Raw genomic sequence first — 23,232 nt, 5'->3', positions numbered from 1 at the left:
CCGAAGTAAGACGGGACAGTATGGAAGCGCGAGACTTCGAACTCATTATCGGTCAGAACATCATCGACCGATACCACGCCGACGACACCAGGTCCGATGTGTTCGAATTGCTGGGACGGCAGTGGGATCTGCTGGACGACGTGTGGCCTCCGGCCTATTCCCCGGGTGGTGAGCTGTACGCCGACCTGATTCCGTTCGGCGAGATGTCGGCATTCCTTGAAATGGGCTGCGGTACCGGGATCATGTCGGTGCTCGCCGCACTCGCCGGTACCAAGCGAGTGCTTGGCCTGGACCTGAACCCCAACGCGGTCCGGAACACCGAGATGAATGCGAAGCGGCATGGCGTCGCGGACAGGGTGACCGCGCGGGAAAGCGACCTCTACTCCGCGGTCGAACCAGGTGAGAAATTCGACGGGATCTATTGGAACCCGCCGTTCTTCGACGCGCCGGAGGAATTCGTCGACAACTCGATCTGGCACGAGACGATGTTCGACCCGAACTTCGCGAAACTGCGGACGTTCCTCAAGGACGGACTTGACCTGCTGACGCCGAGCGGAAAGGTCTATCTCTGGTTCGGCGAGGCGCTGGGAAATCCGACCCTGGTCGGCGATCTGGCCAAGGAGACCGGCTACACGCTGAACATCCTCAAGAAGGTCGAGATGGACGAGATTCCCGAAGCGCTGGCCGACGCTTTTCCGGCCGATCTGGTCGGCGGTGACCCGGGAAACGGCCACGCGGCGTGGCACCTGCACCTGATCGAGCTGACACCGCTGAAGTCATCGCTGAACTCGCAGTGAATGGGGATGTTTCTGCCATGACCGAAATGCTCCAGAAGGCACTCAAGGTCGCCGACGAGGTCTTGCTGCCCGCCGCCAGCGAGGTGGACCGCACCGGGCGGATCCCGGACAGTCATTTCCAGCGGCTGGCCGAGGACGGGTTCTTCGGTCTGGTGGCGCCGGTCGAGTTCGGCGGCCCCGGCGGTGACTTCGCCGGCTTCCTGCAGGTCATCGAGACGCTGGCGAGCGCGTGCCTGACCACCACCTTCACCTGGCTGCAGCACCACGGCGTGGTGATGAGCCTGGCGACGACGCCGAACGTGGAGCTGCGGGACAAGTACCTGCGTCGGGCGGCGAGCGGGCAGTTGCGCGGCGGCGGCGCCTTCTCCGGCGTCATACCGGACCCGCCGCGGGTGAACGCGACCCGGACCACTGGCGGCTGGTCGCTGTCCGGTGACGTGACGTTCGTCAGCGGCTGGGGCATTGTGGACGTCCTGCACGTCTCGGCTTACGACGCGGCGAGCGGCGATGTCGTCAGCGGACTCATCGAAGCCCGTGCGGGCAAGGGGATTTCGAAGGTCCAGCCGCTGGATCTGGTCGCGGCACAGGCAAGCAACACCGTCCGGCTGGTCTTCGACGAGTTGTTCCTCGCCGACGAAATGGTGACCACTCGCGCCAATCGCGAGGCGTACATCGGCGGTCTTGCCATCGGCCTGCGAGTCGACAGCTGCCTCGCGTTCGGTCTCATCCAACGGGCGGCGGCCGGCTTGGATTCGGCCGGGCAGCCGGAGATGGCCGAGGCGTTCCGGGCGGCCGCGGCCGAACTGCGGACACGGTTCGACGACGCACTGCAGGACATGTCCAGCCTGCCCCACTTCCGCGCGGAGACTTCGGCCTTGGCGGTACAGGCGTGCAACGCTTTCGTTGTCGCCGCAGGCGGTCGTGCGTTGCTGCAAAGCCATGACGCGCAGCGCCTTGCCCGTGAATCGCTGTTCACTCTCGTGGTTGCCAGCAGGCCCGCGGTGAAATCGGCACTGCTGGAAAAGCTGGCCGCTGCGGGGTCGGCGGGATGAACAAGGCGCCATTCTCGGACGGCCACCTGGCCTATGACGACATAGGCGATGGGCCTCCGGTCGTCTTCTTGCACGACGGCACGCTCAACCGTCGCGTGTGGGACCAGCAGCTGCATGCTTTCGACGGGTACCGAGTGCTCAATGTGGACGCTCGCGGGCACGGCGAATCGTCGACGCCGACGACTGAGTACCTGCGCGGCGAGGACGTGACCGTCCTGCTCGACCACCTCGGCCTGGAGTCCGCTTACCTTGTGGGACAGGCGATGGGCGGCACGAGCGCGCTCGACACCGCACTGGACCACCCCGAGCGGGTCGCCGGACTCGTGCTCAGCGGGTGCGGCACGTCCGAGCAGTACTGGCAGAGCGATTTCATCGTGGGATCGCTGCAGCGCCAGATGGAGTACGCGTTCAACCAGGACACCGACGGGTACATCGAGATGTTCCTGCGGATGTGGGTGGACGGGCCGCGGCGCGAGCCGCACGAGGTCGATCCGAAGGTCCGTGAGCGGTGCCGCGAGATGGCGGTGCACACCGCGACCCACCACGCACGACCGAACCCCGTGATGCCAGGCAAAGCGGCGGACACCTGGAACCGTCTGTCCGATATCGACGTTCCGCTGCTCGGCATCGTCGGCGAGCTGGAGTGCACTGACGTACGGGACATGCTCGACCGGATCGTGTCCACTGTGCCCAATGCGAAGCTCGACGTGTTCGCAGGGGTGGGGCACATGGTCAACATGGAGGACCCGGACCGGTTCACGGCCGCGGTACGGCAGTTTCTCGACGGCCTGTCCGGCCGGGGTTGATTGAGGAGATCATGGAACTACTGAACTTCGAGCTGCCGTACGACCGGCCTTCCCCGCTCGAACCACCACCCGCGTACGCGGACCTGCGCAAGGACTCGCCGGTGATCCGCACGCAGACTGGCGCAGGCACACCGGCGTGGCTGATCATCGGACCGAAGGAAGCGCAGAGCGTCCTGTCCGACCGCCGGTTCGCCATCACGCGCGAGGGCGACCCGCCAGACGTGGAGTCACTGCTCAACGACGGCGAGAACCACGCCAGGCTCCGCCGCGTGATGGCGCACGGCTTCAGTGCGCGGATGATGAACTCCCTGAAGCCGAAGGTCGACCGCATCGCCGAAGAACTCGTCGAGGAGATGCGGGCGGCAGGCCCGCCAGCCAACCTGATGGAACTGGTGGCACACCCGATGGTCCTCGGGGTGATCACCCAGATGCTCGGGGTGCCGGTGGAGGACCGCGAGCGGTTCTACAAGTGGGCCATCGCGGTGTCCGTCGTGATCATCGACGAGGAACAAGGCTTGGCGCAGGGCTGGGCCGAACTGCTTGAGTTCCTCTCCGCGCTCGTCCAGTCCAAGCGCGAACAGCCGCAGGACGACTTGCTCAGCACACTGGTCGCGGTCCGGGACTCCGAGGACGGCAGGCTCAACGACACGGAACTGCTGAAGACGGCCGCGGGCCTGCTCACCGGCGGTCAGCTGACGACGGTCAACGCGATCACCATCGGCGTGATGAAGCTGATCGAGATGGGCGGTGGACTCGCCGGCCTGACCGACGAGCACAAGCTCGAACTCGCCGTCGAGGAGATCTTCCGCCACCAGGCCGGGATCAGCGGCGAGACCTTCCCGCGGTACGCCCGCGCGGATGTCGAGATCGCCGGGCACCACATCGCCGAAGGCGACATGGTCATCGTCCGGCTGGAAGGCGTCAACCGGGACCCGGCGCTGTTCAGCGACCCGGACAAGTTCGACCCGGCCAGGTCGCCCAACCCGCACATGCGGTTCGGCTACGGCCCGCACCGGTGTGTCGGAGCGGCCATCGCCAGGTTGACCGTCACGGCCGCGATCCGCGCGCTGGCCAATCAGCTGCCCACTCTCGCGCTGACCGTTCCGCTGGACGAGGTTCCGTGGACCGGTCTGCCGCTGGACAACGGGCCATCCGAACTGATCGTCACGTGGTGATCTTTTAAAGGGGACTCCCGAATGGTAGATCGGCCACCGAATAGCCGGCCGCTGAAGGTCTGGCTGGTGCAACAGGGTGTCTGGGCCATGTCGCTCGAGTCGATGCCACTGGCTTCCGGCTACCTCAAGGCGACAGCGCTGCAGGACGAACGCATCGCGGCCGAAATGGACATCCAGATCCACAACTTCGACGGCGGCGGCACGCTCTTCGGTATGGCCAACCAGCTTTTCACCGACGGCGCACCGGATGTCATGGCGTTCTCCGTACTCGGCTGGAACTACCAGGAGTTCGCCGCGCTGGCCGAGACGTTCAAGCAGATCAACCCGGACGGCTGGGCGATCTTCGGCGGCAACCACGTCTCGCAGCAGGCCACCCGTGTGTTCGGCGCACATCCGTACGTCGACGTCGTGGTCAACGGCGAGGGTGAGTTCGTCTTCCGCGACCTGCTGCGTGCGCGTCTGGACGAGGTGCAGTTGCGTTGCCTGCACGACATCGAGGGAATCTCGTTCGTCGACGAGAGCGGCCAAGTGGTGACCACAAAGGACCGTCTGCGGATCGAGAACCTCGACGAGATCGCCTCGCCGTTCCTCACCGGCGCCATCCCGTTGACCAACAAGGACGGCGAATTCCCGTACGACGTCGCGTTGATGGAGACCAACCGCGGCTGTCCGTACAAGTGCTCGTTCTGTTACTGGGGCGGCGCCGTCGGCCAGCGTGTGCGGGCCTTCTCCCGCGAGCGGTTACGCGAGGAGATCGAGCTCTTCGCCAAACACAAAGTGCACACCTTGGTGCTGTGCGACGCGAACTTCGGGATGATGCCGATCGACCTCGAGTTCGTCGAGGACGTCATCGCGATGAAGCAGAAGTACGGCTATCCCAAGACGATCGAGACGTCGTGGGCGAAGAACAAGTCCGCGGTGTTCTACAAGATCGTCAAGTTGATGAAGGAAGCGGGCCTGCACAGCTCGTTCACCCTGGCGTTGCAGTCGTTGGACGACAACACGCTCGATCTGATGAGCCGGCGCAACATGAAGGTCAACGACTGGGAGAGCCTCGCGGAGTGGCTGGGCAAGGAAGGCCTTGACTGCTACGCCGAGCTGATCTGGGGCGCGCCGGGCGAGACCATCGAGACCTTCATGAAGGGCTACGACCGGCTGGCCGCGCACGTCTCGCGGGTCGCGGTGTACCCGATGCTGATCCTGCCGAACACCACGTACCACACCGACAGGGACCGGTTCGGCCTGGTGACTGTGCGCGGCAACACCGACGACTTCGAGTACCTGCTGTCCCACGACACCATGTCCACCCGGGACAACCGGTACATGCACCGGTTCATCTTCGTGTCCCGGCTGGTCGCCGAGAACCCGGTCTTCCGCAACATCTGGCACCCGTTGCGGACCTTGGCCGGGATCACGCAGTCCCAGTTGATCCGGTCCTTGATGGACTGGTTCGAGAACGACATGCACCCGGGTGTGGAGCCGTTCCGCAACGGCATGGTCAATTCGTTCACCGACTCGGACGTGCTCGCCCCGGTTCTCACCCGGATCTATGGCACCGACGAAGCCAAGGACATGTTGCGGCGGTGGTGGAACGAGTCGGTCATACCGCTCGTTCCCAAGGACCTTCGGTCGCTTTTGGACAGCGTGTTCGAGTACGATCTGCTGACGCTGCCCGCGTACACCTTGCCAGGCAACGACCCGTCTGTCCGGTACGCCAACGAAAACCTGCCACAGGTGGAGATCGACGGCGACATGTACCACGTGTGGCGGGACGTCTGGAAGGGCTACGACGTACCGGCGCTGACTCTCGCGTTGCGGCGGGAGGAACCGTATGAGCACCTGCTCACCGAAACCGTGAGTTCCATCTACTACAAGGTCGGTGCCGACCGCTTCCTGCCGTCGACCAACCACGAGGAAATCATCTACTACATGGGCCGGCTCGAACGGCAGCTCGTGCGATCGTGACGCTTCTCTTGTGCACTGTAGGAGGAACCATGCCTGGTCATGTGACGATAGACGCGGTCGCGGGTGGCACAGGACCACGTGACCAATTGTCGGTCCCCACCGGGTCCATGCAGTCCGCGGTGCTTGTCGGCAAGGTCGGTGAACGGCTCGCGGATCGCTGGCAAGCGGAGTCGAGCCTGCTGGGTTCCATGTGCGCGCATGCCTTGGTGCCGTCAGGAAAGCTGTTCCGGCCGATCCTGCTGCTCGAGTCCGCCATGGCCGTCGGTGGCGACGCCGATGTCGTGCTGCCTGCCGCCATCGGCGCGGAATGTGGGCACGTTGCGAGCCTCGTCCACGACGACATCATCGACAACGACGACCTGCGCCGGGGCAAGCCTTCTGTCCAGTACAAGTTCGGCGCCGACAACGCGATCGTCGCTGGCGACGCGCTGATCTTCGACCTGTTCGCGGCGCTGGCCGAGTGCCGGACCACCGGCGCGCAGCCCGACCGGATCGTCGCGGCTCTTGACGTGGTCGCTCGGTGTGGCATCGACCTGTGCCGGGGCCAGAGCCTTGAGGCTGAGATCCGGGAACGGATGGACTTCGACCTCGACGCCTACCTGACGATGGTGAAGCTGAAGACCGCCGCGTTGTTCAAGGGCGCGTGCGAGTGCGGCGCGCTGTTGGCAGGCGGCGAGGACCACATGGTACGGGCGCTGGGGGAGTACGCCGAGAACCTCGGATGTGCCTTCCAGATCCACGACGACGTGATGTCGTACACAGTGGACACCGACGTGATGGGCAAGTCGGACACCAGCGACATCCGCAACGGCAGGCTCACCCTGCCGGTGATCCTGGCGTACTGGGAGTCGGACCCCGACGGCCGCCAGGCCATCACGGAAGTCCTCGTCGACGACGGCGATCCGATCGTGCGGCGGGACACGTTGATGGAGATCCTGGAGCGGACTGGCGCGATCACCGCCGCGGCCCAGCGGGCGGTGCAGTACTCGCGCGACGCAATCGACGCGTTACGCGCACTTCCGCCGTCACCGAGTGTGGACAGGTTGCGCGGGTTCGCCCAAGCGGCCATCGATCGGGACCGGTGAGGCGATGACTTCCAAGGGGAAGGTAGTCCTGGCCGAGCCGCGTGGCTTCTGTGCCGGCGTGCATCGGGCGATCGCGATGACCGAGCGTGCGTTGGAGATGCACGGCCCGCCGGTGTACGTGCGAAAACAGATCGTGCACAACCATTATGTGGTCGCTTCGCTTGAGCGCAGGGGTGCCCGGTTCGTCGAGGAGATCTCCGAAGTGCCGGAGGGCAGCGTGTGCGTGTTCTCCGCGCACGGGGTCTCGCCCGCCGTGCGGGAAGCCGCCGACCAGGCGAACCTCGACGTCATCGACGCCACCTGCCCGCTCGTGTCGAAGGTCCATCAGCAGGCCAAGCGCGCCACAAGGGACGGCCGGCTGCTGCTGTTGATCGGGCACAACAACCATGAGGAGACCGAAGGCACTCGCGGTGAGGTGCCAGAGCGGACGATCGTGGTCGAGACGGTCGAGGACGTGGACCGGCTCGGTCTTTCGCCGCATACGCCCGTGGCCTACCTGACACAGACGACGTTGTCGGTCGATGACACGGCCGAGGTCGTCGCCCGGATCCGCGAGCGGTTCCACGACGTGGCCGAGCCGGCGAGCGACACCATCTGCTACGCCAGCCAGAACCGTCAGAACGGCATCAAGTCCCTCGCCCGGCAATGCGAGCTCGTGCTGGTGGTGGGTTCGGAGAACTCCAGCAACTCGCAGCGGATGGTGGACGTCGCCAGGCAGGCGGGCGCGCGGAGCTATCTCGTGCCGGATGTGGGTCATCTGCGCGAGGAGTGGTTGCGCGATGTGCGCACCGTGGGGGTCAGTTCCGGCGCGAGCGCGCCGGATGTCCTGGTAGAGCAGGTCCTCGAGCGGCTCGCCGAGTACGGATACGGTGACGTGGACGTGGACATCACCGCAGTGGAGGACGTCGTTTTCTCGATGCCGCAGCGTAACCATGAGCGGTTGTTGCCGTCGGTGCGGCAGCCCTCGGATCTGCGCCGGATGTCCACGCCCGAGCTGACCAGGCTGGCCGGTGAGATCAGGACGTTGCTCATCGAGGAGGTGTCCCGCACCGGCGGGCACCTCGGCCCGAGCCTCGGCGTGGTGGAGCTGACCCTGGGCCTGCACCGGGTGTTCGACTCGCCTGCCGACCGGATCCTGTGGGATACCGGCCATCAGGCGTATGTCCACAAGGTACTGACCGGCCGGTGGCAGGACCTCGGTGGTCTGCGGACCCGGGACGGGCTGTCCGGCTATCCGTCGCAGGAGGAATCGCCGCACGACTTCATCGAGAACTCGCACGCTTCGACCGCGCTTTCCTATGCGTACGGCATGTCCAAAGCGGACTCGTTGCGTGGGGTCACCGGGCGACGAGTGATCGCCGTGGTGGGGGACGGCTCGCTGACCGGCGGCATGGCGTGGGAAGCGTTGAACTCCATCGCCGGGGAAGGCCGACCGGTCGTAATCGTCCTGAACGACAATGGCCGGTCGTACTCGCCGACCGTCGGCGGGCTGGCCCGCCACTTGGCAGGCAACGAACCGGACAAGTTCTTTACCACGCTTGGCCTGCGGTACATCGGTCCCGTGGACGGCCATGACATCGACGCAGTGCAGAACGCGTTGCGCGAGGCTGCCTCGATAGACGGCCCGGTGGTCGTGCATTTCCTGACCCGTAAGGGATATGGCTACGAGCTCGCCGAGAACGACCAGGTCGACCGGTTCCACGCGATCAAGCCGATGGATCCGCAGACCGGTGTGCCGGTCAAGGCCAGCGGCCGGTCGTGGACGTCGGTGTTCGCCGATGAGCTCGTCCGGCTCGGCGGTCTGCGTGAGGACGTCGTCGCGATCACCGCTGCGATGCAGGATCCGACTGGCCTGAGCCGGTTCGCCGAGCGGTATCCGGCTCGGGTCGTCGACGTCGGCATCGCGGAGCAGCACGCGGTCACCGCAGCGGCCGGGATGGCCATGGCCGGCATGCGCCCGGTCGTCGCGATCTACTCCACGTTCCTGAACCGTGCCATCGACCAGGTGCTGCTTGACGTCGCCTTGCACTCCTGCCCGGTGATCTTCGTACTCGACCGTGCCGGGGTGACCGGCGATGACGGACCGTCCCACAACGGAATGTGGGACATGTCGCTGTTGAACGTCGTGCCCAAAATGCGGATCGCGGCACCGCGCGACGCGGCGACGTTGCGCAGTGCCCTGCGCGGCGCTTTGGACACAGTGGACGGACCGTCGACCATTCGCTTTCCGAAGGGTGAAGTCGGTGACGAGGTGCCTGCCGCGTTCGGGTGTGCGGGGATCGACGTACTGCGCCCCGACCCCGTTGACGACGTGCTGCTCGTTTCGGTCGGCGCGATGGCCAAGTTGTGCATGGAGGTCGCCGAGTTGCTGCATTCGGACGGTGTTGGCGTGACTGTGGTGGATCCACGGTGGACCAAGCCGGTCAACCCGCTCCTGTCTGCCATGGCGCACCGGTTCAAGGTGGTCGCGACCGTCGAGGACAACGTCCGCGTCGGCGGGTTCGGCTCCTTGCTCGGGCAGCAGTTGCAGGACGCGAACGTGACCACTCCGGTGGTGAACTTCGGTATCCCGCAACAGTTCCTGGCACAGGGAAAGCGAGCCGAGGTACTGGCCGAATGCGGCCTGACCGCGGAGGTGATCGCCGCCGAGATCGTCGGCCGGTTGCTGGATCCGGCCTCTTGGCCTGCCGTCGAGGACGTCGAGACAAGCGGGCTGGTCGGATGAGCGTGAACTTGGGACTGCCTTCGCTGCCGCCGCCGGTTCTGTCGGAACGCCGCAAGACCCGGCAGTTGATGGTCGGTTCGGTGGGTGTCGGCAGCGAGTTCCCGGTGTCGGTCCAATCGATGACCACGACCGTGACCGCGAACGTGAACGCGACGTTGCAGCAGATCGCGGAGTTGACCGCGTCGGGTTGTGACATCGTGCGGGTGGCGTGTCCGTCGCAGGATGACGCGGAGGCGTTGCCGGACATCGCCCGTAAATCCAAGATCCCGGTGATCGCGGATATCCACTTCCAGCCGAAGTATGTCTTCGCCGCGATTGAGGCTGGGTGTGCGGCGGTGCGGGTGAACCCGGGCAACATCAAGAAGTTCGACGACAAGGTTCGCGAGATCGCGATGGCGGCCCGTGATCACGGCACGCCGATCCGGATCGGGGTGAACGCGGGCTCTCTGGATCCTCGATTGTTGGCCAAGCACGGCAAGGCGACGCCGGAGGCGTTGGTCGAGTCAGCGTTGTGGGAAGCGTCGCTGTTCGCCGAGCACGACTTCCACGACATCAAGATCTCGGTCAAGCACAACGACCCGGTGGTGATGATCCGGGCGTACGAGCTGCTGTCCGAGTCCTGTGACTACCCGCTGCACCTCGGCGTGACGGAAGCAGGGCCAGCCTTCCAGGGCACGATCAAGTCCGCCGTGGCCTTCGGCGCGCTGTTACGGCAGGGGATCGGCGACACGATCCGGGTGTCGTTGTCCGCGCCCCCGGTCGAGGAAGTCAAGGTCGGCACGCAGATCCTGCAGTCGCTGAACCTCCGGCCGCGCAAGCTGGAGATCGTGTCCTGCCCCTCCTGTGGTCGTGCCCAGGTGGATGTCTACACACTCGCGGACCAAGTGACCGCAGGCCTGGAGGGCATGGAGGTGCCACTTCGGGTCGCCGTGATGGGCTGCGTTGTAAACGGTCCTGGCGAGGCTCGCGAGGCTGACCTGGGCGTGGCGTCCGGCAACGGCAAGGGCCAGATCTTCGTACGCGGTGAGGTGATCAAGACGGTCCCGGAGCACCAGATCGTCGAGACGCTGATCGAAGAGGCCATGCGGATCGCCGAGGAGATGGGGGAGGCCGGGCAAGAGTCCGGCGCTCCCGTCGTCACCGTGTCCTGACTATTCGTCTACTGTGATCGCTTCACATGGACAAACACCGACAGCCCTCCGGACGAGATCATGGATCTCGGCCGGAGGGCTTGGCTGTAGCAGGATGACCGTCCCGTCCTTCTCGTCCTGATCGAAGACAGCCGGGGCGGTCATCGTGCAGTTGCCGATGCCACAGCACTTGTCGTGGTCGACAGTGATCCGCATGGTCACCACGTCACGGGGACGTCGTCGATGCCCATGACGTTGCCCATCGGGCGGAAGCTGAGTTCCTCGAACGGGACAGCGAGCCGCAGCGTGGGGAATCGGCGCAGCAGCGCTGGAAGGGCGATCCGCAGCTGCATCCTGGCAAGGGAAGCGCCGATGCAGTGGTGGATGCCGTGCCCGAAAGCCAGGTGCTGCTCAGGGTTGCGGGTGATGTCGAAGACGTCGGCGTTGGCATAGCGGGTCTCGTCGCGGTTGGCCGAGGGAAGGTGCACGAATACGTAGTCCCCGGCTTTGATCTCGGTTCCGCTGACCGTGACGTCCTCGGAAGCGGTCCGGATCAGCGTGGTGAACGAGATGGAGACGTACCGCAGCATCTCTTCAACGGCCTGCTCGGTGACTTCGGGCTGGTCCCTGATCACCGCGGCCTGGTCCGGGTGCTGGAGCAGCAGGACGACGGCCATCGCCATCATGTTGGCCGTGGCTTCGTGACCCGCGCTGAGCAACAGGTTGCTGATCCCGACGAGTTCCTCATCGGTGAGGTTGTCGGCGTGCTCACGGATGAGCATGCCGAGCATCGCCGAACCGGGGTTCGCTCGCTGCTTGGCGATGAGCTCGGCCATGTACTTCTGGCCTTCCAGGAAGAGCGCGAGCCCTTCCTCCATGTCGATGTCGCCGTCCACGGCCCCTCGTGCGCGGCGCTGGACGTCCTCGTGGTCCTCGACGGGGGCGCCGAGCAGCTCGCAGATGACCATGGCGGTGATCGGACGGGCGAAGGCGTCCAGTAGCTCCACTGTGGAACCGGCCTGCGCCATGGCATCGAGGTGCTGGTTGACGATCGCCTCGACCTTGGGCCGCAACCGTTCCATGCGCTTGACGCCGAACTCGCCCGCCACCATCCGCCGAAGACGCGTGTGCTCAGGCGGATTCATGGCCGCGAACATCCCAGGCGGCGTCGGCGGCTCCTCGACCGTGCTGTCCTCCTCGGACGCCCGCAACAACGTGATCGGGTTGACCGCGGTAGTGAACCGGTTGTCGCCAAGAATCGCCCGCACATCGGCATGCCGCGTGATCAACCAGGCAGGATGCCCACTCGGCAAGGTGAATCGGCTGACCGGCTCCTCCGCCCGCAGGTGGCTGATCTCTTTGGCAGGGTTGAACGGACAGGACGGATCACGCCGGAACGGCAGTGCCACCTCGGGAGCTTCGGTCATCGTGTTTCCTCTGACTGGGAGGCCATAATCTTCCCGAAATGCTTACCAGACAACAGGAAGTGTTCGCATTCGACGACTGGGTGCTCCACCGGGGTTCCGAGGCCGCACCGGTCGGCGACTGGACGGCGGCGGTCATGCCGTTCGTGCGCTGGCCAGTGGCGCCAAGGGACCACCTGAGCACCATGAAACCACGATGAAACCGCCGCAAACCACCCTTCCTCCACCCTCGTAGTCACCACTACGAAAGGAGGGGCGATGAGCGGAGCGGCGATCGTGGCGACTGGGTTGCGGAAGTCGTTCGGTGACAAGGTCGTGCTGGCCGGCGTCGACCTGGACATCGCCGAGGGGTCGATTTTCTCGTTGCTCGGGCCGAATGGGGCCGGGAAGACGACGACCGTGCACATCCTGTCCACGTTGATCCGGGCGGATGCGGGGCAGGTGCGGGTGGCGGGGCATGATCTCGCCACGCGGCCGGACGCGGTCCGGGCCGCGATCGGGGTCACCGGGCAGTTCTCGGCGGTGGACACGTTGCTCACCGGTACGGAGAACCTCGTTCTGATGGCCGGGTTGCACCGGCTGGGCCGGGAGGCGGGCCTGCGGCGTGCCGAGGAGTTGCTTGAGCAGTTCGAGCTGACCGAGGCGGCCGGGAAGATGGCGGGTACGTATTCCGGCGGCATGCGGCGGCGACTCGACCTGGCGATGACGTTGGTCGGCCGACCGCGGGTGATCTTCTTGGACGAGCCGACCACCGGGTTGGATCCGCGTAGCAGGCGGATGATGTGGCAGCACATCCGCGAACTGGCGGCCGACGGGGTCACGATCTTCCTCACCACCCAGTACCTGGAGGAGGCGGATCAGCTGGCCGACCGGATCGCTGTGCTCGACCACGGCACGTTGGTCGCCGAGGGAACCGCTGACGAGCTCAAGCGCCGGGTTTCGGGCGGGCACATCCGGCTGCGGTTCGCCAGCCCGGCAAGCCTCGACGCCGCCGTGCGGGTGTTTGGTGCGGTGTCACGGGATGACGAGGCGCTTGCCTTGCAGGTACCGAGCGACAGCGGGGTCCGGTCGATCCGGGAAGTGCTGGATCGGCTCGACACGGCCGGGATCGAGGTCGAGGAACTGTCCGTGCACACGCCTGACCTCGATGACGTTTTCCTCGCTTTGACCGGCCGGTCGGCAGCAGCACAGGAGGCAGTCCGATGATGTCCGACGCGGCCCTCATGCTCGGCCGCAACTTGCGGCACACCATGCGCAATCCGACAACTCTGTTCGGGTCGCTGATGGTGCCGATCCTGCTGTTGCTGATCTTCGTGTACATCTTCGGTGGCGCATTCAGCGTTGGCGTCGAGTACATCGACTACATCACGCCCGGCACCATCGTGCTGACGATGGGATACGGCGTGGCGTCGACCGCGATCGGCGTCGCCAACGACATGACGGCGGGCATCATCGCGCGGTTCCGGACGATGGCGATCAGCCGGACCGCTGTGCTCACCGGGCACGTTTTCGGCAGTGTGCTCCGGACGGTGGTGTGTGTCGCACTGGTCATCGGCGTCACGTTGATCATGGGATTCCGGCCGGCCGCTGACTTCGTGCAGTGGCTCGCGGTGGCGGGTCTGGTTGTCCTGCTCGCCATCGCGATCACGTGGTTGACCGTCGCGTTCGGACTGGCGGCCAAGACTCCCGAAGGGGCGAGTTTCCTTACCTTCCCCTTGGTGTTCCTGCCGTTCATCAGCAGTGCCTTCGCCCCGACGCAGACGATGCCCGCCGGGGTGCGGTGGTTCACGGATAACCAGCCGTTCACTCCGGTCATCGAGACGCTGCGCGGACTGTTGACCGGCACACCGATCGGCAACAGCGGGATATTCGCGGTGGGCTGGTGCCTCGTGCTCGGACTGGGCGGTTACCTCTGGGCGCGTGCGCTGTTCAACCGCGATCCGGTGCGCTGATCCAAGGCCGCCAACGCGGCGGCGACCAGGCCGTCGTTGTCGAGTTTGGCGTACGTCGACTGCGCGTCGGCGTACGCCTGCTCATCGGCTTGCTCGGCGACCGCACGGATTCGTGCCGGTGCCATGGTCGGCTGAAAACCGCGTGAGAAACGGAAAGCCTCCGCCAACGCGATCATTCTCGCGCCCGGCTGCGCCTGTCCGTCGGCGATGTCCGCCACCGCGATCGCGGCCAGAACCGCGCCATAGCAGGGGAACATCGGTGTGGAAGGACGGTGGCTGAGGATGTCGGCGAGCACGTCCGGCAGCCGCTTGGCGATGTCCGCGACCACCTCGAGACGTCCGTGGTGGGCGTGGGCGATGACGCTGGTGGCCTGGACGTCCAGAAACCAGGCTTCCTGACTGGCCTGGTCGACGCCGAAGGCCGGGTCGTCGATGGTGCTCATCCGGTCGGTCACCCGCCGCCACGACCTCAGCCCTGCGTCAACCTGTCCGCGGGCGAGCATGAGCTCGGTGCGCATGGCCAGCCCGACCACGTCCTCGACGCCCGGGTTCGTGGCTTCCTCGATCCACCGTTCGGCCGCGTCGAGGTCGCCGATCTGCAAGCAGGCCATGGCCAACGCCCACCGCCCGCGAATCGAGCCCGCGCTCGCCCCGAGTTCGGTCAGCAGGGACAACGTGGCCGCCAGGTGCCGCAGCGCCCGCTCGCCTTGGTCGGTCTCAAGGGACAGTTCACCGATGCGGGAATGCGCGACGGCAGCCATCAACGGGCCCGGTAGCGCTTTGGCCGCCTCGAGCATTCGCTCGGCCGATGCCAGCGCATCCGTGAGATCCCCGGCCCGTTGATGGCGGAAACTCTCGACCCCGTTGGCCAGCCACACCAGCATCGGTTCATGGCTGGGTGGTGGGTCGGCACGCACGATCGCCTGGACGGCTCCCGCGATGGTGGCCGTCGATCCTGGCGGCAGACGGCGCAGGACGGCCATCGACCGTGTCGCGTTTGGACCCTCGACGAGGTAGGTGAAGACGGCGCACACCGCGGCCGCCATCCGGACGATGCCGACATGCGCGGGTTCCGGCCGGGAATGCGACAGGATCCACTCGGTCTGCTTGGTCAGCCACGCCATGCGGGCGAGATTGGACTCCACGAGCGCGAGCGTGCCAAGGACAGCCGTCGCCGCCGCAGCCGTCACGCTGTCGTCGAGGTCCAGCGCGTGCCGCAGCGCCAAGGTCAGGTTGTCCTGCTCCGCGCGGATCAGGTGCGCGAACGGGACGGGGTCGTCGCCGACCAGCGAATCGTGATGCGCGATCCCGAAACACCGTGCCCATTCGACGAAACGCCTGGTCACCTTCTCGGTCTCGCCGGGCTCCCTGCGGGCCAGGCTGAATTCACGCACCGTCTCCAGCATCCGGTATCTCGTACCGGACGGCGTGTCGGTCACCTTCAGCAGGGACTGCTGGGTCAACTGGGTCAGGACGTCCAGTGCGTCGCCGCTCTCCAGCATGTGCTCGGCCGCGGTGGCGGTGAACCCGCCAGGGAAGATCGACAACGCCCGCATCGCGGCCTGGCTGGCGTGGTCGAGCAGGTTCCAGCTCCAGTCGATCACGGCCTGCAGCGTGCGGTGTCGTTCAGGGGCGTCCCTGGCACCGCCACGCAGCAAGGCGAAGCGGTTTTCCAGCCGGGCAGCGATGTCCGCGATCGACATGACCGCGACCCGCGCGGCGGCAAGTTCCAGCGCGAGCGGCAACCCGTCCAGCTTGCGGCAGACGTCCTCGACCACGGCGGGATGCAAGTCCACAGTAGAGCGTGCGGCTCGGGCGCGGCTGACGAACAGTTCGACGCTCGCCGCCAGGCTGAGCTCCGGAAGGTGGTAGACGGACTCCGACGAGATGCCGAGCGGCGCACGGCTGGTGGTGAGCACGCGCAAGTCGTCGCGTACGGAGACCAGAGCCTGTGCGAGTTCGGCGGTGCCGTGGACGACGTGCTCGCAGTTGTCGAGAACCAGCAGCGTCGGGCCGTACCCGAGAGCGTTGACGATGCCGTTGAACAACTCCGCAGGCGTCCCGCCGATGCCCAAAGCTGACGCGACCGCGCCGACGACCTCGTCATCGGTCGCGACACCCGCCAAGGGGACGACATGGACGGCGTGCTGCATCGCCTGGCGGCTGACGGCGTACGCGAGACGAGTCTTGCCCAGCCCGCCGGGGCCGACGATGGACGTGACCCGCGAATCGGAGATCATGCCGGTCACCGTGGCGACGTCGGCGTCCCGGCCGACCAGCGGGTTCGGTTCGACAGGCACACCCGATCGGGCCGGAACCGAACCCTGCAACAGCTGCTGGTGCACGGCCTGCAGGCTGCGACCCGGATCGGTGCCTAGCTCGTCACGCAGCGAACGCCGATAGGTCTCGTAGCGAGTGATGGCCGCCGACGGCCCAGCAGTGGCCGACTCACAACGCAGCAGTTCGAGCAGCACTTCCTCGTCACGAGGCCGCTCGCGAAACACCTCGGCAAGCGGCTCGACGGCCTCGGCATGACGTCCTAGCCGCGACAACGCCAACGCGCGAATACGAACCAGCGAACGGTATGTGCTCATCCGCTCGGCCCGCAGTGTCGACAGTGGATCGAACAACTCGGCGCCGAGCTGAGCGCCGTCCCAATGCGCGAGGCCGGTCTCAGCGTGGTCCAGCGCGGCGGCATGATCGTGTCCCCGATAACACTGGGCGCTCGCAGCGGCACTGAGCAGTACGGCGGAAGCGTCGACCTGGTCTTCGGCCAATGACAGCCGGTAACCGGTCGGCGTGCTGGTGATCAGGTCACTGCCGAGTTGGGAGCGGGCACGCGAGACCAGGATCTGCAGCGCTTTGGCCGGTTTCTCCGGCTGCTCGTCCGGCCATAGCTCGTCCACCAGGCGCGACGCGCTGCACCCGGTCCGCAGATCGCTCGCCAGGGCGGCGAAGAGATTGCGCATCCGTGGCCCGGTGATCTCTTTGCCGCGGCAGGACACTCGCGACAACAGGATCAGATCGACGGCCACGTGGCAAGGGTAGTTGGAGCCGCGTCAGTCCGGAGCGTGATGGTGTCAAGACGCTCGTCCGTCCCGTGCAATTCGTGTGTATCAAATGGCGTCGCCGTCGCATCCGTTCAGACGACCCATTCCTGGACCGCGGGGAGAGATCCATGACCACACGAAAGCTCAGAGCCGGAGCGCTCGCGCTAGTGACGGGTGCGTTACTCGCTGGCGCCGCGTCTCTCGGCGGCGCTGATCCAGCACCGGCCAGCCCGGCGACCGCGCCGCACTTGGCGCCTGTCTGGACCAGCCACTTCGGCAGCGGCAAGTACCAGGCGTCGCCGGTTGTGGCAGGTGACTTCGTCTACATCGGCGACGAGAACGGATACCTCACGAAGTTTCCGCTGCGGACGGGGACCGCCTCGACGGCGACCCCGCCCACGTTCCAGCCGACCTGGTCGACCAACGAGTGCTTCAACAGCATCTTCTCGAAGCCCGCTGTCGGGAACGCCAAGGTGTACGTCTCCACGATCGCCGGCTATGTCTGTGCGTTCGAGGACAGCACGGATCCCGACCCGGATCTTCAGTGGCGTCAGGCCATGCCGAGCGGTGGCTGGGCCAACGGGCCTGTGCTGGTCGGCGACACGATTTACGTGTCGGGCCACAACGGCGACATCCTGGCCTTGAACGCGGAAACGGGTGCGCCGCGGTGGCGGACGAACGTCGGCGGTGCCAACGCCCAGAACCCGCTGCTCGGCTCGCCGATCGTGCTGGGTGGCAAGGTCTACGTCGGCACGTCCGACGGGCGCGTCATGGCCGTGACTCCGCCCACGGGCGGTGCCCCGGCGACCGTGACCGAGTTGAAGAAGTTCAACGGCGGCCGGATCAGCGACACGCTCGCCACCAACGGCACCCACCTGTACGCCGCGGTCAACTACGTGACATCGCCGAGCGTGGGCCGGGTCCACGCGGTATCGCTGACGACCGCTGGCGTCGTCCGGTGGGACCGTGACACCGGCCTCGATCCGACCTACAGCGGGCGGATGCAGGCACCTGCGGTTGCCGACGGCATCGTCTACGTCCCGACCAAGGTCAACGTCGTCTACTACGACAGCGAGACCGGGGCCAGGACAGCGCTCGCCGACGCTGGTGACAACCAGCCGACCACGCCGACCGTCGTCAACGGCGTCGCCTACGTGGGTGGTTTGCAAGCCAGCGGCAGGGCGAGCGGAGCATTGCAGGCGTTCGATGCCAAGACCGGCGTGACGCTGTACTACTCCCACACACCCACGGTGGCCTACACCAGCCCAGCGGTCGCGCCCAACGGCATCGTGTTGCTCGGCGGCGGAAACTCCGGGCAGGGTGCAGGTGTTGTGTGGGCGTATGCACCGCACAGCGGGACACACAACAACTAACCACACGAATCGGGCGCCGCACGGGATGCGGCGTCCGAACGCTGTCCGCTGTAGACAATCTACCGTCTGGCCGCTTGGGGCAAGACGTGATGATCATTCGGGTCCTTTGGGGCGAGTTCCGTCGACCGCGCCGGGTGTTCGCAAGTAGACACTCGGTGGAGGTTGGCACAGGATGGACATCGAGGTGACGCGCGCCACCATGCGGTTCGGTGGCGTACGAGCCGTTGACGACCTCAGTTTCCGTTATGCCGCAGGTGGTGTCCTAGGTCTGATTGGCCCGAATGGTGCCGGGAAGACCACCCTGCTGAACGCGTTGTCCGATGTGTCGCGATTGGACTCCGGGCGTATCCGGTTGCGTGGTAACGACATCACCAGGCTCGGCCCGGAGAAGGTGGCCAGACTCGGCGTCGCGAGGACGTTTCAGAACCTCCAGGTGTTCGGCTCCCTTTCGGTGCTGGACAACGTACTGGTCCCGCGCTGGGCATTGGGCAAAGGCGCTGACCGTGCGGCAGGGCTGGCCGTCCTCGACCGGGTGGGCATTGCCGAGCACGCAGACCGGCTCGCGGGCACGCTGGCCTACGGCCTGCAACGCAGAGTAGAACTCGCGCGGGCACTCGCAGCCGAACCCGAGCTTCTGCTGCTCGACGAACCACTGGCCGGACTGTCCCGTGTGGAGGGTAACCGGGCTGCGGAACTGTTCGCCGACCTGGCCGACGACGGCATCACCGTCGTCCTGGTCGAACACGACGTGAGCAGTGTGCTGGCCGTCTCCAGGCACGTTGTCGTGCTGGACCGCGGCACTGTGCTGGCGAGTGGCACACCTGACGAAGTCGTCGCGGATCACGCCGTCCGGCGCGCCTATCTCGGCGAGGAGGACTGAGGTGCTCCACGCGGAAGGAATCGTTGCCGGGTACGGCGCCATCGAGGCGTTGCACGGAGCCGACTTCACGGTGGCCCCGCACGAGGCCGTGGCGTTGGTCGGTCCGAACGGGGCCGGGAAGAGCACCTTGTTCGGCGTGATCTCCGGATTGCTCCGACCGTGGAATGGGAAGGTCGTGTTCGACGGCCAGGACGTCACCCGCTGGTCAGCGGAACGGCGTGCGCTGGCAGGGCTGACCCTGGTGCCGGAGGGCAGGCGCGTGTTCGCCGGGCTGACCAGCGAGGAGAACCTCCGGCTCGGGGCGTACCGGCGGGCTCGTGGCCGGGATGTCACCGGCCGGATGGCCGAGGTGTTCGATCTCTTTCCACGGCTGGCCGAACGCAGGCGCCAACGTGCCGGCCTGCTGTCCGGCGGTGAGCAGCAGATGCTCGCCATCGGCCGGGCGCTGATGGGCCGTCCACGGCTGCTTCTGCTGGACGAGCCGTCGCTTGGGCTGGCTCCGCTCGCCGTGCGTGAGGTCGCCGACGCGCTGACGCAACTGGTCCACACCGGGGTCACGATCGCTCTCGTGGAGCAGAACGCCGCTGTCGCGTTCGGCGTCGCGTCACGTGGCTACCTGCTTGACCGCGGACAGGTCGTGGCCGACGGCTCAGTTGACGACCTGCGGGACGACGTTCGCGTGCACGCCGCCTACCTGGGAGAAGCGCGTGGCTGAACTGTTCACCGGGTTGGCGACCGGCACGACGTACGCCATGGTCGGTCTCGGGATCGCGTTGATCTTCCAGGTCACCGGCGTGATCAACTTCGCGCAGGGTGACTTCGTGATGGTCAGCGGCCTGGTGTTCGCCACGCTGAGGGCCAACGGCATCGTCACGCCGGTCGCTGTCCTGATCGCGGTCGGCGTCACCACTGTGATCGGAGCCCTCACACACCTGCTGGTGATCGCTCCGGCGCGCCGGGCGGGTCACGACCGGTTGATGATCCTGACCATCGGCGTTTCCATTGTCCTGCAGGGCGCCGCGCTGCTGATCTTCGGCGCCGACTCGCGTTTCGCGCCGGAGTTCACACCCGGCGAACCCTTGCGTCTCGCCGGGGTTGCCGTGCCGCGACAGTACTTCTGGTGCGCCGGGGTGACCATCGTCGTCGTGGCGCTGCTGTGGTTCTTCTTGACGCGCACGGCGACCGGCACCGCGATGCGGGCCAGCGCCATGGATCCCGGCGCGGCCCAGCTGACCGGAATCTCGCCGAACCGCATGGGACTGCTCGTGTTCAGCCTCGCCGCGGCCCTCGCGGCCGCGGCGGGATCCGTGCTCGCGCCACTACAGCCGCCGGACGCGACAATCGACGTCCGGCCGGATTCAGAACAGTGCGGAGAACCACTCCGGGCTGCAACCCTCAGCCCTCGCGGTCCTGGAGATCCGGGACGGCCAATGGCATCTGACGAACTAGGTGCGGGTAACAGTGAACAACAACGGTGAACGAACGCCGAGCTGCGCGACAGATTCGGCGACGACCTCAGCCAGCCAACCAATCGCGTCGCACGACCACTCGGCAAGCTGCCCGCGCAGCACCACACCGTTGAGCGGCGGGCCGTTCCAGAAACTGTCGTCGAACGGCGGCAGAAGGACATCGCTGCGGCTGGTGGTGTGGTGAGACGTGCCCACGAACACGTCCTGGTCCAGATGACCTAGGCGGTTGGCGAGTTCGTCCGTGACAGCGAGGATCGAGGAATCCTGGCCGCTGTCGGCGCGCACGTCCACAGGTGTGGCCGAGCGCGGATCGCGGTTGGTGAACCAGGGGATTGTCCGCATCGACGGCACTTTCGCGTACGCGGGGCGTGTTGTGGCGGCCAGACCTCGAAGCGGCAAGAGAAGCTGCACCGCGGAAAGGTCCAGCGTTCCGGCCCTGGATGTCGCGTCGTGGGCGCATCGCAGGAACGGCTGCACGGGAAGTGGCCGATCACTCGGCACCGCACTGGCTTCGACTTGGAACCACGAGGCCAACTCGGCGTTCGCCGCGAGAGGGTGGTCCCATCCGGCGTCGTTCATCGCCCACAGCCCGGGCGCTTCACCGTCGGCCAACCACCCCATGGCGAGCGACCGGTGGTAGAACAGCGAATAGGCGTCGTGTTCGGGGTCATGCCAATTATGCGGCACGAACTTGCCGTACAGTGCGGCGAACATGGTGCCCGCGGTTGGCTGCGCCGCGGGCGCGATGCCCGGTTGTGCCGTCATTCCAGTGAGATTACCGGTGTCGTGTCATCGGCGTAGACGAAAAATCAATTCGCCGTCAACATTCCGGGGCCAGCATTCGTCTCATGCAGACAGACATGCCACGCCGGGCCTTCATCGGCACGTCGGCCGCCGCGATCGCGGCCGTGTCACTGTCCGGGCAAGCCTCAGCGGCGCCGGAAGCCAACTCCGCGATCAGGCCGTTCACAGTGGCCATCCCGCAGGGACAACTCAATGACTTGCGCCGTAGGCTGGTCGCGACGCGGTGGCCGATCAAGCAGACCGTTGCGGACCAGTCGCAGGGCGTTCAGCTGGCGAAGCTGAAGGCCCTGGTCGAACACTGGATCAAGAAGTACGACTGGCGCCGGTTCGAGGCGAGACTGAACTCGTTCCCCCAGTTCACAACCAGGATCGATGGCTTGGGCATCCACTTCCTGCACATCCGCTCCAAGCACCGGGACGCGTTGCCGCTGATCCTCACGCACGGCTGGCCGGGGTCGATCGCCGAGATGCTCAAGGTGATCGGGCCGCTGAGCGACCCGACCGCGCACGGTGGCAAGGCCGAGGACGCCTTCCACCTCGTGATCCCGTCGATGCCCGGCTACGGCTTCTCGGAAATCCCCACCACACCCGGCTGGGGTCCGGACCGGATCGCCCGGGCATGGCACGAATTGATGCGGCGCCTTGGCTACCAGCAGTACGTGTCCCAGGGCGGTGACTGGGGCGCGGTGATCTCCGACAAGCTCGCCGCGCAGAAACCGCCCGGACTGCTGGGCATTCACGTGAACATGCCGGCGACGGTTCCGCCGGTCATCGCCAGGATCCTCAACAACGGCGACCCGGCGCCGAAGAACCTCGCACCCGACGAGAAGCGTGCCTTCGACGCCCTGGACGAGTTCTACCGCAAGAACACCGGCTATTCGGCGATGATGGTGACACGGCCGCAGACTGTCGGTTATGGACTGTTCGACTCGCCGGTCGGGCTGGCGGCGTGGATGTACGACAAGTTCGCGCAGTGGACCTACAGCGGTGGTGAACCGGAGCGTTCGTTGACCCGTGACGAGATGCTCGACGACATCACGCTGTACTGGCTCACCGGTACAGCGATCTCCTCGGCCCAGTTGTACTGGGAGAACAACGCGAACAACTTCAACGCCGTGGACATCGACATCCCGGCGGGCATCACGGTGTTCCCTGGCGAGATCTACCGTGCCCCACGCAGTTGGGCCGAACGGGCGTACCACGAGCTGATTTACTTCAACGAGGTGGACAAGGGTGGTCACTTCGCGGCTACTTAGAGACTTGGCGTAGGACCGATGTCTGGCCAGACTCGGTCCAGGTGCCTGGCGAGTCGCTCTCTCATTGCGGCTGCCCGCCGGTTGGTTGGCGTGGCTCTCTCATGGCTTGCGGTCTCGCCGGGCACCGCGTGAGGAGAGGCTCAAAAGGGGTTTGCCCAGCTCGAAGTAGCGGTGCCCTCCTTGCTGACACCTCATACCTCAGCCAAGGAGGAACCCGGTGACGGTGATCATCGGCATGGACCCCCACAAACGATCAGCCACGATCGAGGTGATCGACCAACGCGCACAC

The 23,232-nt window shown here is 66.0% G+C and carries 20 protein-coding genes; 16 read left to right on the top strand and 4 right to left on the bottom strand.

All coding sequences use genetic code 11. The features are described 5' to 3' along the window. Positions 1 to 20: 20 nt before the first annotated feature. Genes B9C43_RS49550 through ispG form a run of 8 tightly spaced genes read left to right on the top strand, consistent with a single transcriptional unit; the run spans position 21 to position 10,756 of the window. Entirely contained in the window at positions 21 to 797 is a 777-nt protein-coding gene (locus B9C43_RS49550) for a methyltransferase (protein WP_051896541.1), read from the top strand. 17 nt (positions 798 to 814) lie between these two features. Continuing rightward, positions 815 to 1,849, top strand: coding sequence for an acyl-CoA dehydrogenase family protein (locus B9C43_RS49545; RefSeq protein ID WP_084434260.1), 1,035 nt, complete (start codon positions 815 to 817; stop codon positions 1,847 to 1,849). Further along, positions 1,846 to 2,655, top strand: a complete 810-nt coding sequence (locus tag B9C43_RS49540) for an alpha/beta fold hydrolase (RefSeq protein WP_084434259.1) — start codon at positions 1,846 to 1,848, stop codon at positions 2,653 to 2,655. Before B9C43_RS49545 ends, B9C43_RS49540 begins: the two co-directional genes overlap by 4 nt. 11 nt (positions 2,656 to 2,666) lie before the next feature. Further along, positions 2,667 to 3,830 (top strand): cytochrome P450, encoded by a 1,164-nt coding sequence (locus B9C43_RS49535; RefSeq protein ID WP_033387467.1) that lies wholly within the window; start codon positions 2,667 to 2,669, stop codon positions 3,828 to 3,830. Positions 3,831 to 3,851: 21 nt separating this feature from the next. Further along, positions 3,852 to 5,795 carry a KedN5 family methylcobalamin-dependent radical SAM C-methyltransferase gene (locus tag B9C43_RS49530; protein ID WP_084434258.1) on the top strand — a complete coding sequence of 648 codons (1,944 nt, stop codon included), beginning with the start codon at positions 3,852 to 3,854 and terminating at the stop codon, positions 5,793 to 5,795. 29 nt (positions 5,796 to 5,824) lie between these two features. Continuing rightward, complete coding sequence (locus B9C43_RS49525) at positions 5,825 to 6,880, top strand: polyprenyl synthetase family protein (RefSeq protein WP_084434257.1); 1,056 nt, start codon at positions 5,825 to 5,827, stop codon at positions 6,878 to 6,880. A gap of 4 nt (positions 6,881 to 6,884) precedes the next feature. Continuing rightward, entirely contained in the window at positions 6,885 to 9,605 is a 2,721-nt protein-coding gene (locus tag B9C43_RS60010; protein WP_084434256.1) for a 1-deoxy-D-xylulose-5-phosphate synthase, read from the top strand. After that, positions 9,602 to 10,756: a flavodoxin-dependent (E)-4-hydroxy-3-methylbut-2-enyl-diphosphate synthase gene (gene ispG, locus B9C43_RS49515; RefSeq protein ID WP_084434255.1), complete on the top strand. Its 1,155-nt coding sequence runs from the start codon at positions 9,602 to 9,604 to the stop codon at positions 10,754 to 10,756. The genes B9C43_RS60010 and ispG overlap by 4 nt, the downstream gene beginning before the upstream one ends. Here the strand turns inward: ispG and B9C43_RS49510 are convergent, their stop codons facing one another. Both B9C43_RS49510 and B9C43_RS49505 read right to left on the bottom strand, forming a co-directional pair. Further along, complete coding sequence (locus tag B9C43_RS49510) at positions 10,757 to 10,951, bottom strand: ferredoxin (RefSeq protein WP_084434343.1); 195 nt, start codon at positions 10,949 to 10,951, stop codon at positions 10,757 to 10,759. A gap of 2 nt (positions 10,952 to 10,953) precedes the next feature. After that, positions 10,954 to 12,162, bottom strand: a complete 1,209-nt coding sequence (locus B9C43_RS49505) for a cytochrome P450 (protein WP_084434254.1) — start codon at positions 12,160 to 12,162, stop codon at positions 10,954 to 10,956. A gap of 38 nt (positions 12,163 to 12,200) precedes the next feature. On the opposite strand from B9C43_RS49505, the gene B9C43_RS57220 reads away from it, so the two are divergent. From B9C43_RS57220 to B9C43_RS49495, 3 genes are read left to right on the top strand one after another with little or no spacing between them, the layout of a single operon-like run. Beyond that, entirely contained in the window at positions 12,201 to 12,359 is a 159-nt protein-coding gene (locus B9C43_RS57220) for a hypothetical protein (RefSeq protein WP_160097301.1), read from the top strand. Between the two features lie 58 nt (positions 12,360 to 12,417). Then, entirely contained in the window at positions 12,418 to 13,365 is a 948-nt protein-coding gene (locus tag B9C43_RS49500) for an ATP-binding cassette domain-containing protein (RefSeq protein WP_084434253.1), read from the top strand. Continuing rightward, on the top strand, positions 13,365 to 14,111 hold the full coding sequence (locus B9C43_RS49495; protein WP_084434341.1) for an ABC transporter permease: 747 nt from the start codon (positions 13,365 to 13,367) through the stop codon (positions 14,109 to 14,111). Before B9C43_RS49500 ends, B9C43_RS49495 begins: the two co-directional genes overlap by 1 nt. Here the strand turns inward: B9C43_RS49495 and B9C43_RS49490 are convergent. Then, positions 14,066 to 17,146, bottom strand: coding sequence for an ATP-binding protein (locus tag B9C43_RS49490; RefSeq protein ID WP_143447158.1), 3,081 nt, complete (start codon positions 17,144 to 17,146; stop codon positions 14,066 to 14,068). The genes B9C43_RS49495 and B9C43_RS49490 overlap by 46 nt on opposite strands. 143 nt (positions 17,147 to 17,289) lie before the next feature. Between B9C43_RS49490 and B9C43_RS49485 the strand changes: the two genes are divergently transcribed. The 4 genes from B9C43_RS49485 (at position 17,290) to B9C43_RS49470 (ending at position 20,892) form a co-directional block, all read left to right on the top strand. After that, positions 17,290 to 18,534 carry an outer membrane protein assembly factor BamB family protein gene (locus B9C43_RS49485; protein ID WP_084434252.1) on the top strand — a complete coding sequence of 415 codons (1,245 nt, stop codon included), beginning with the start codon at positions 17,290 to 17,292 and terminating at the stop codon, positions 18,532 to 18,534. 172 nt (positions 18,535 to 18,706) lie between these two features. Then, positions 18,707 to 19,414, top strand: a complete 708-nt coding sequence (locus B9C43_RS49480) for an ABC transporter ATP-binding protein (protein ID WP_084434251.1) — start codon at positions 18,707 to 18,709, stop codon at positions 19,412 to 19,414. Position 19,415: 1 nt separating this feature from the next. Further along, positions 19,416 to 20,129 (top strand): ABC transporter ATP-binding protein, encoded by a 714-nt coding sequence (locus tag B9C43_RS49475; protein WP_084434250.1) that lies wholly within the window; start codon positions 19,416 to 19,418, stop codon positions 20,127 to 20,129. Next, positions 20,122 to 20,892, top strand: coding sequence for a branched-chain amino acid ABC transporter permease (locus tag B9C43_RS49470; protein WP_084434249.1), 771 nt, complete (start codon positions 20,122 to 20,124; stop codon positions 20,890 to 20,892). The genes B9C43_RS49475 and B9C43_RS49470 overlap by 8 nt, the downstream gene beginning before the upstream one ends. On the opposite strand, the gene B9C43_RS49465 is transcribed toward B9C43_RS49470, so the two are convergent. Beyond that, positions 20,860 to 21,648, bottom strand: a complete 789-nt coding sequence (locus B9C43_RS49465; RefSeq protein WP_084434248.1) for a hypothetical protein — start codon at positions 21,646 to 21,648, stop codon at positions 20,860 to 20,862. The two genes, B9C43_RS49470 and B9C43_RS49465, sit on opposite strands and share 33 nt — an antisense overlap. Before the next feature lie 83 nt (positions 21,649 to 21,731). Between B9C43_RS49465 and B9C43_RS49460 the strand changes: the two genes are divergently transcribed. Next, on the top strand, positions 21,732 to 22,943 hold the full coding sequence (locus B9C43_RS49460; protein WP_143447157.1) for an epoxide hydrolase family protein: 1,212 nt from the start codon (positions 21,732 to 21,734) through the stop codon (positions 22,941 to 22,943). Positions 22,944 to 23,232 lie beyond the last annotated feature (289 nt).

It is taken from the genome of Kibdelosporangium aridum (assembly GCF_900176515.1).
Taxonomy (GTDB): domain Bacteria; phylum Actinomycetota; class Actinomycetes; order Mycobacteriales; family Pseudonocardiaceae; genus Kibdelosporangium; species Kibdelosporangium aridum.
Note: the sequence above shows the minus strand (reverse complement) of the source record. Positions and strands in the feature narration are given on the sequence as shown.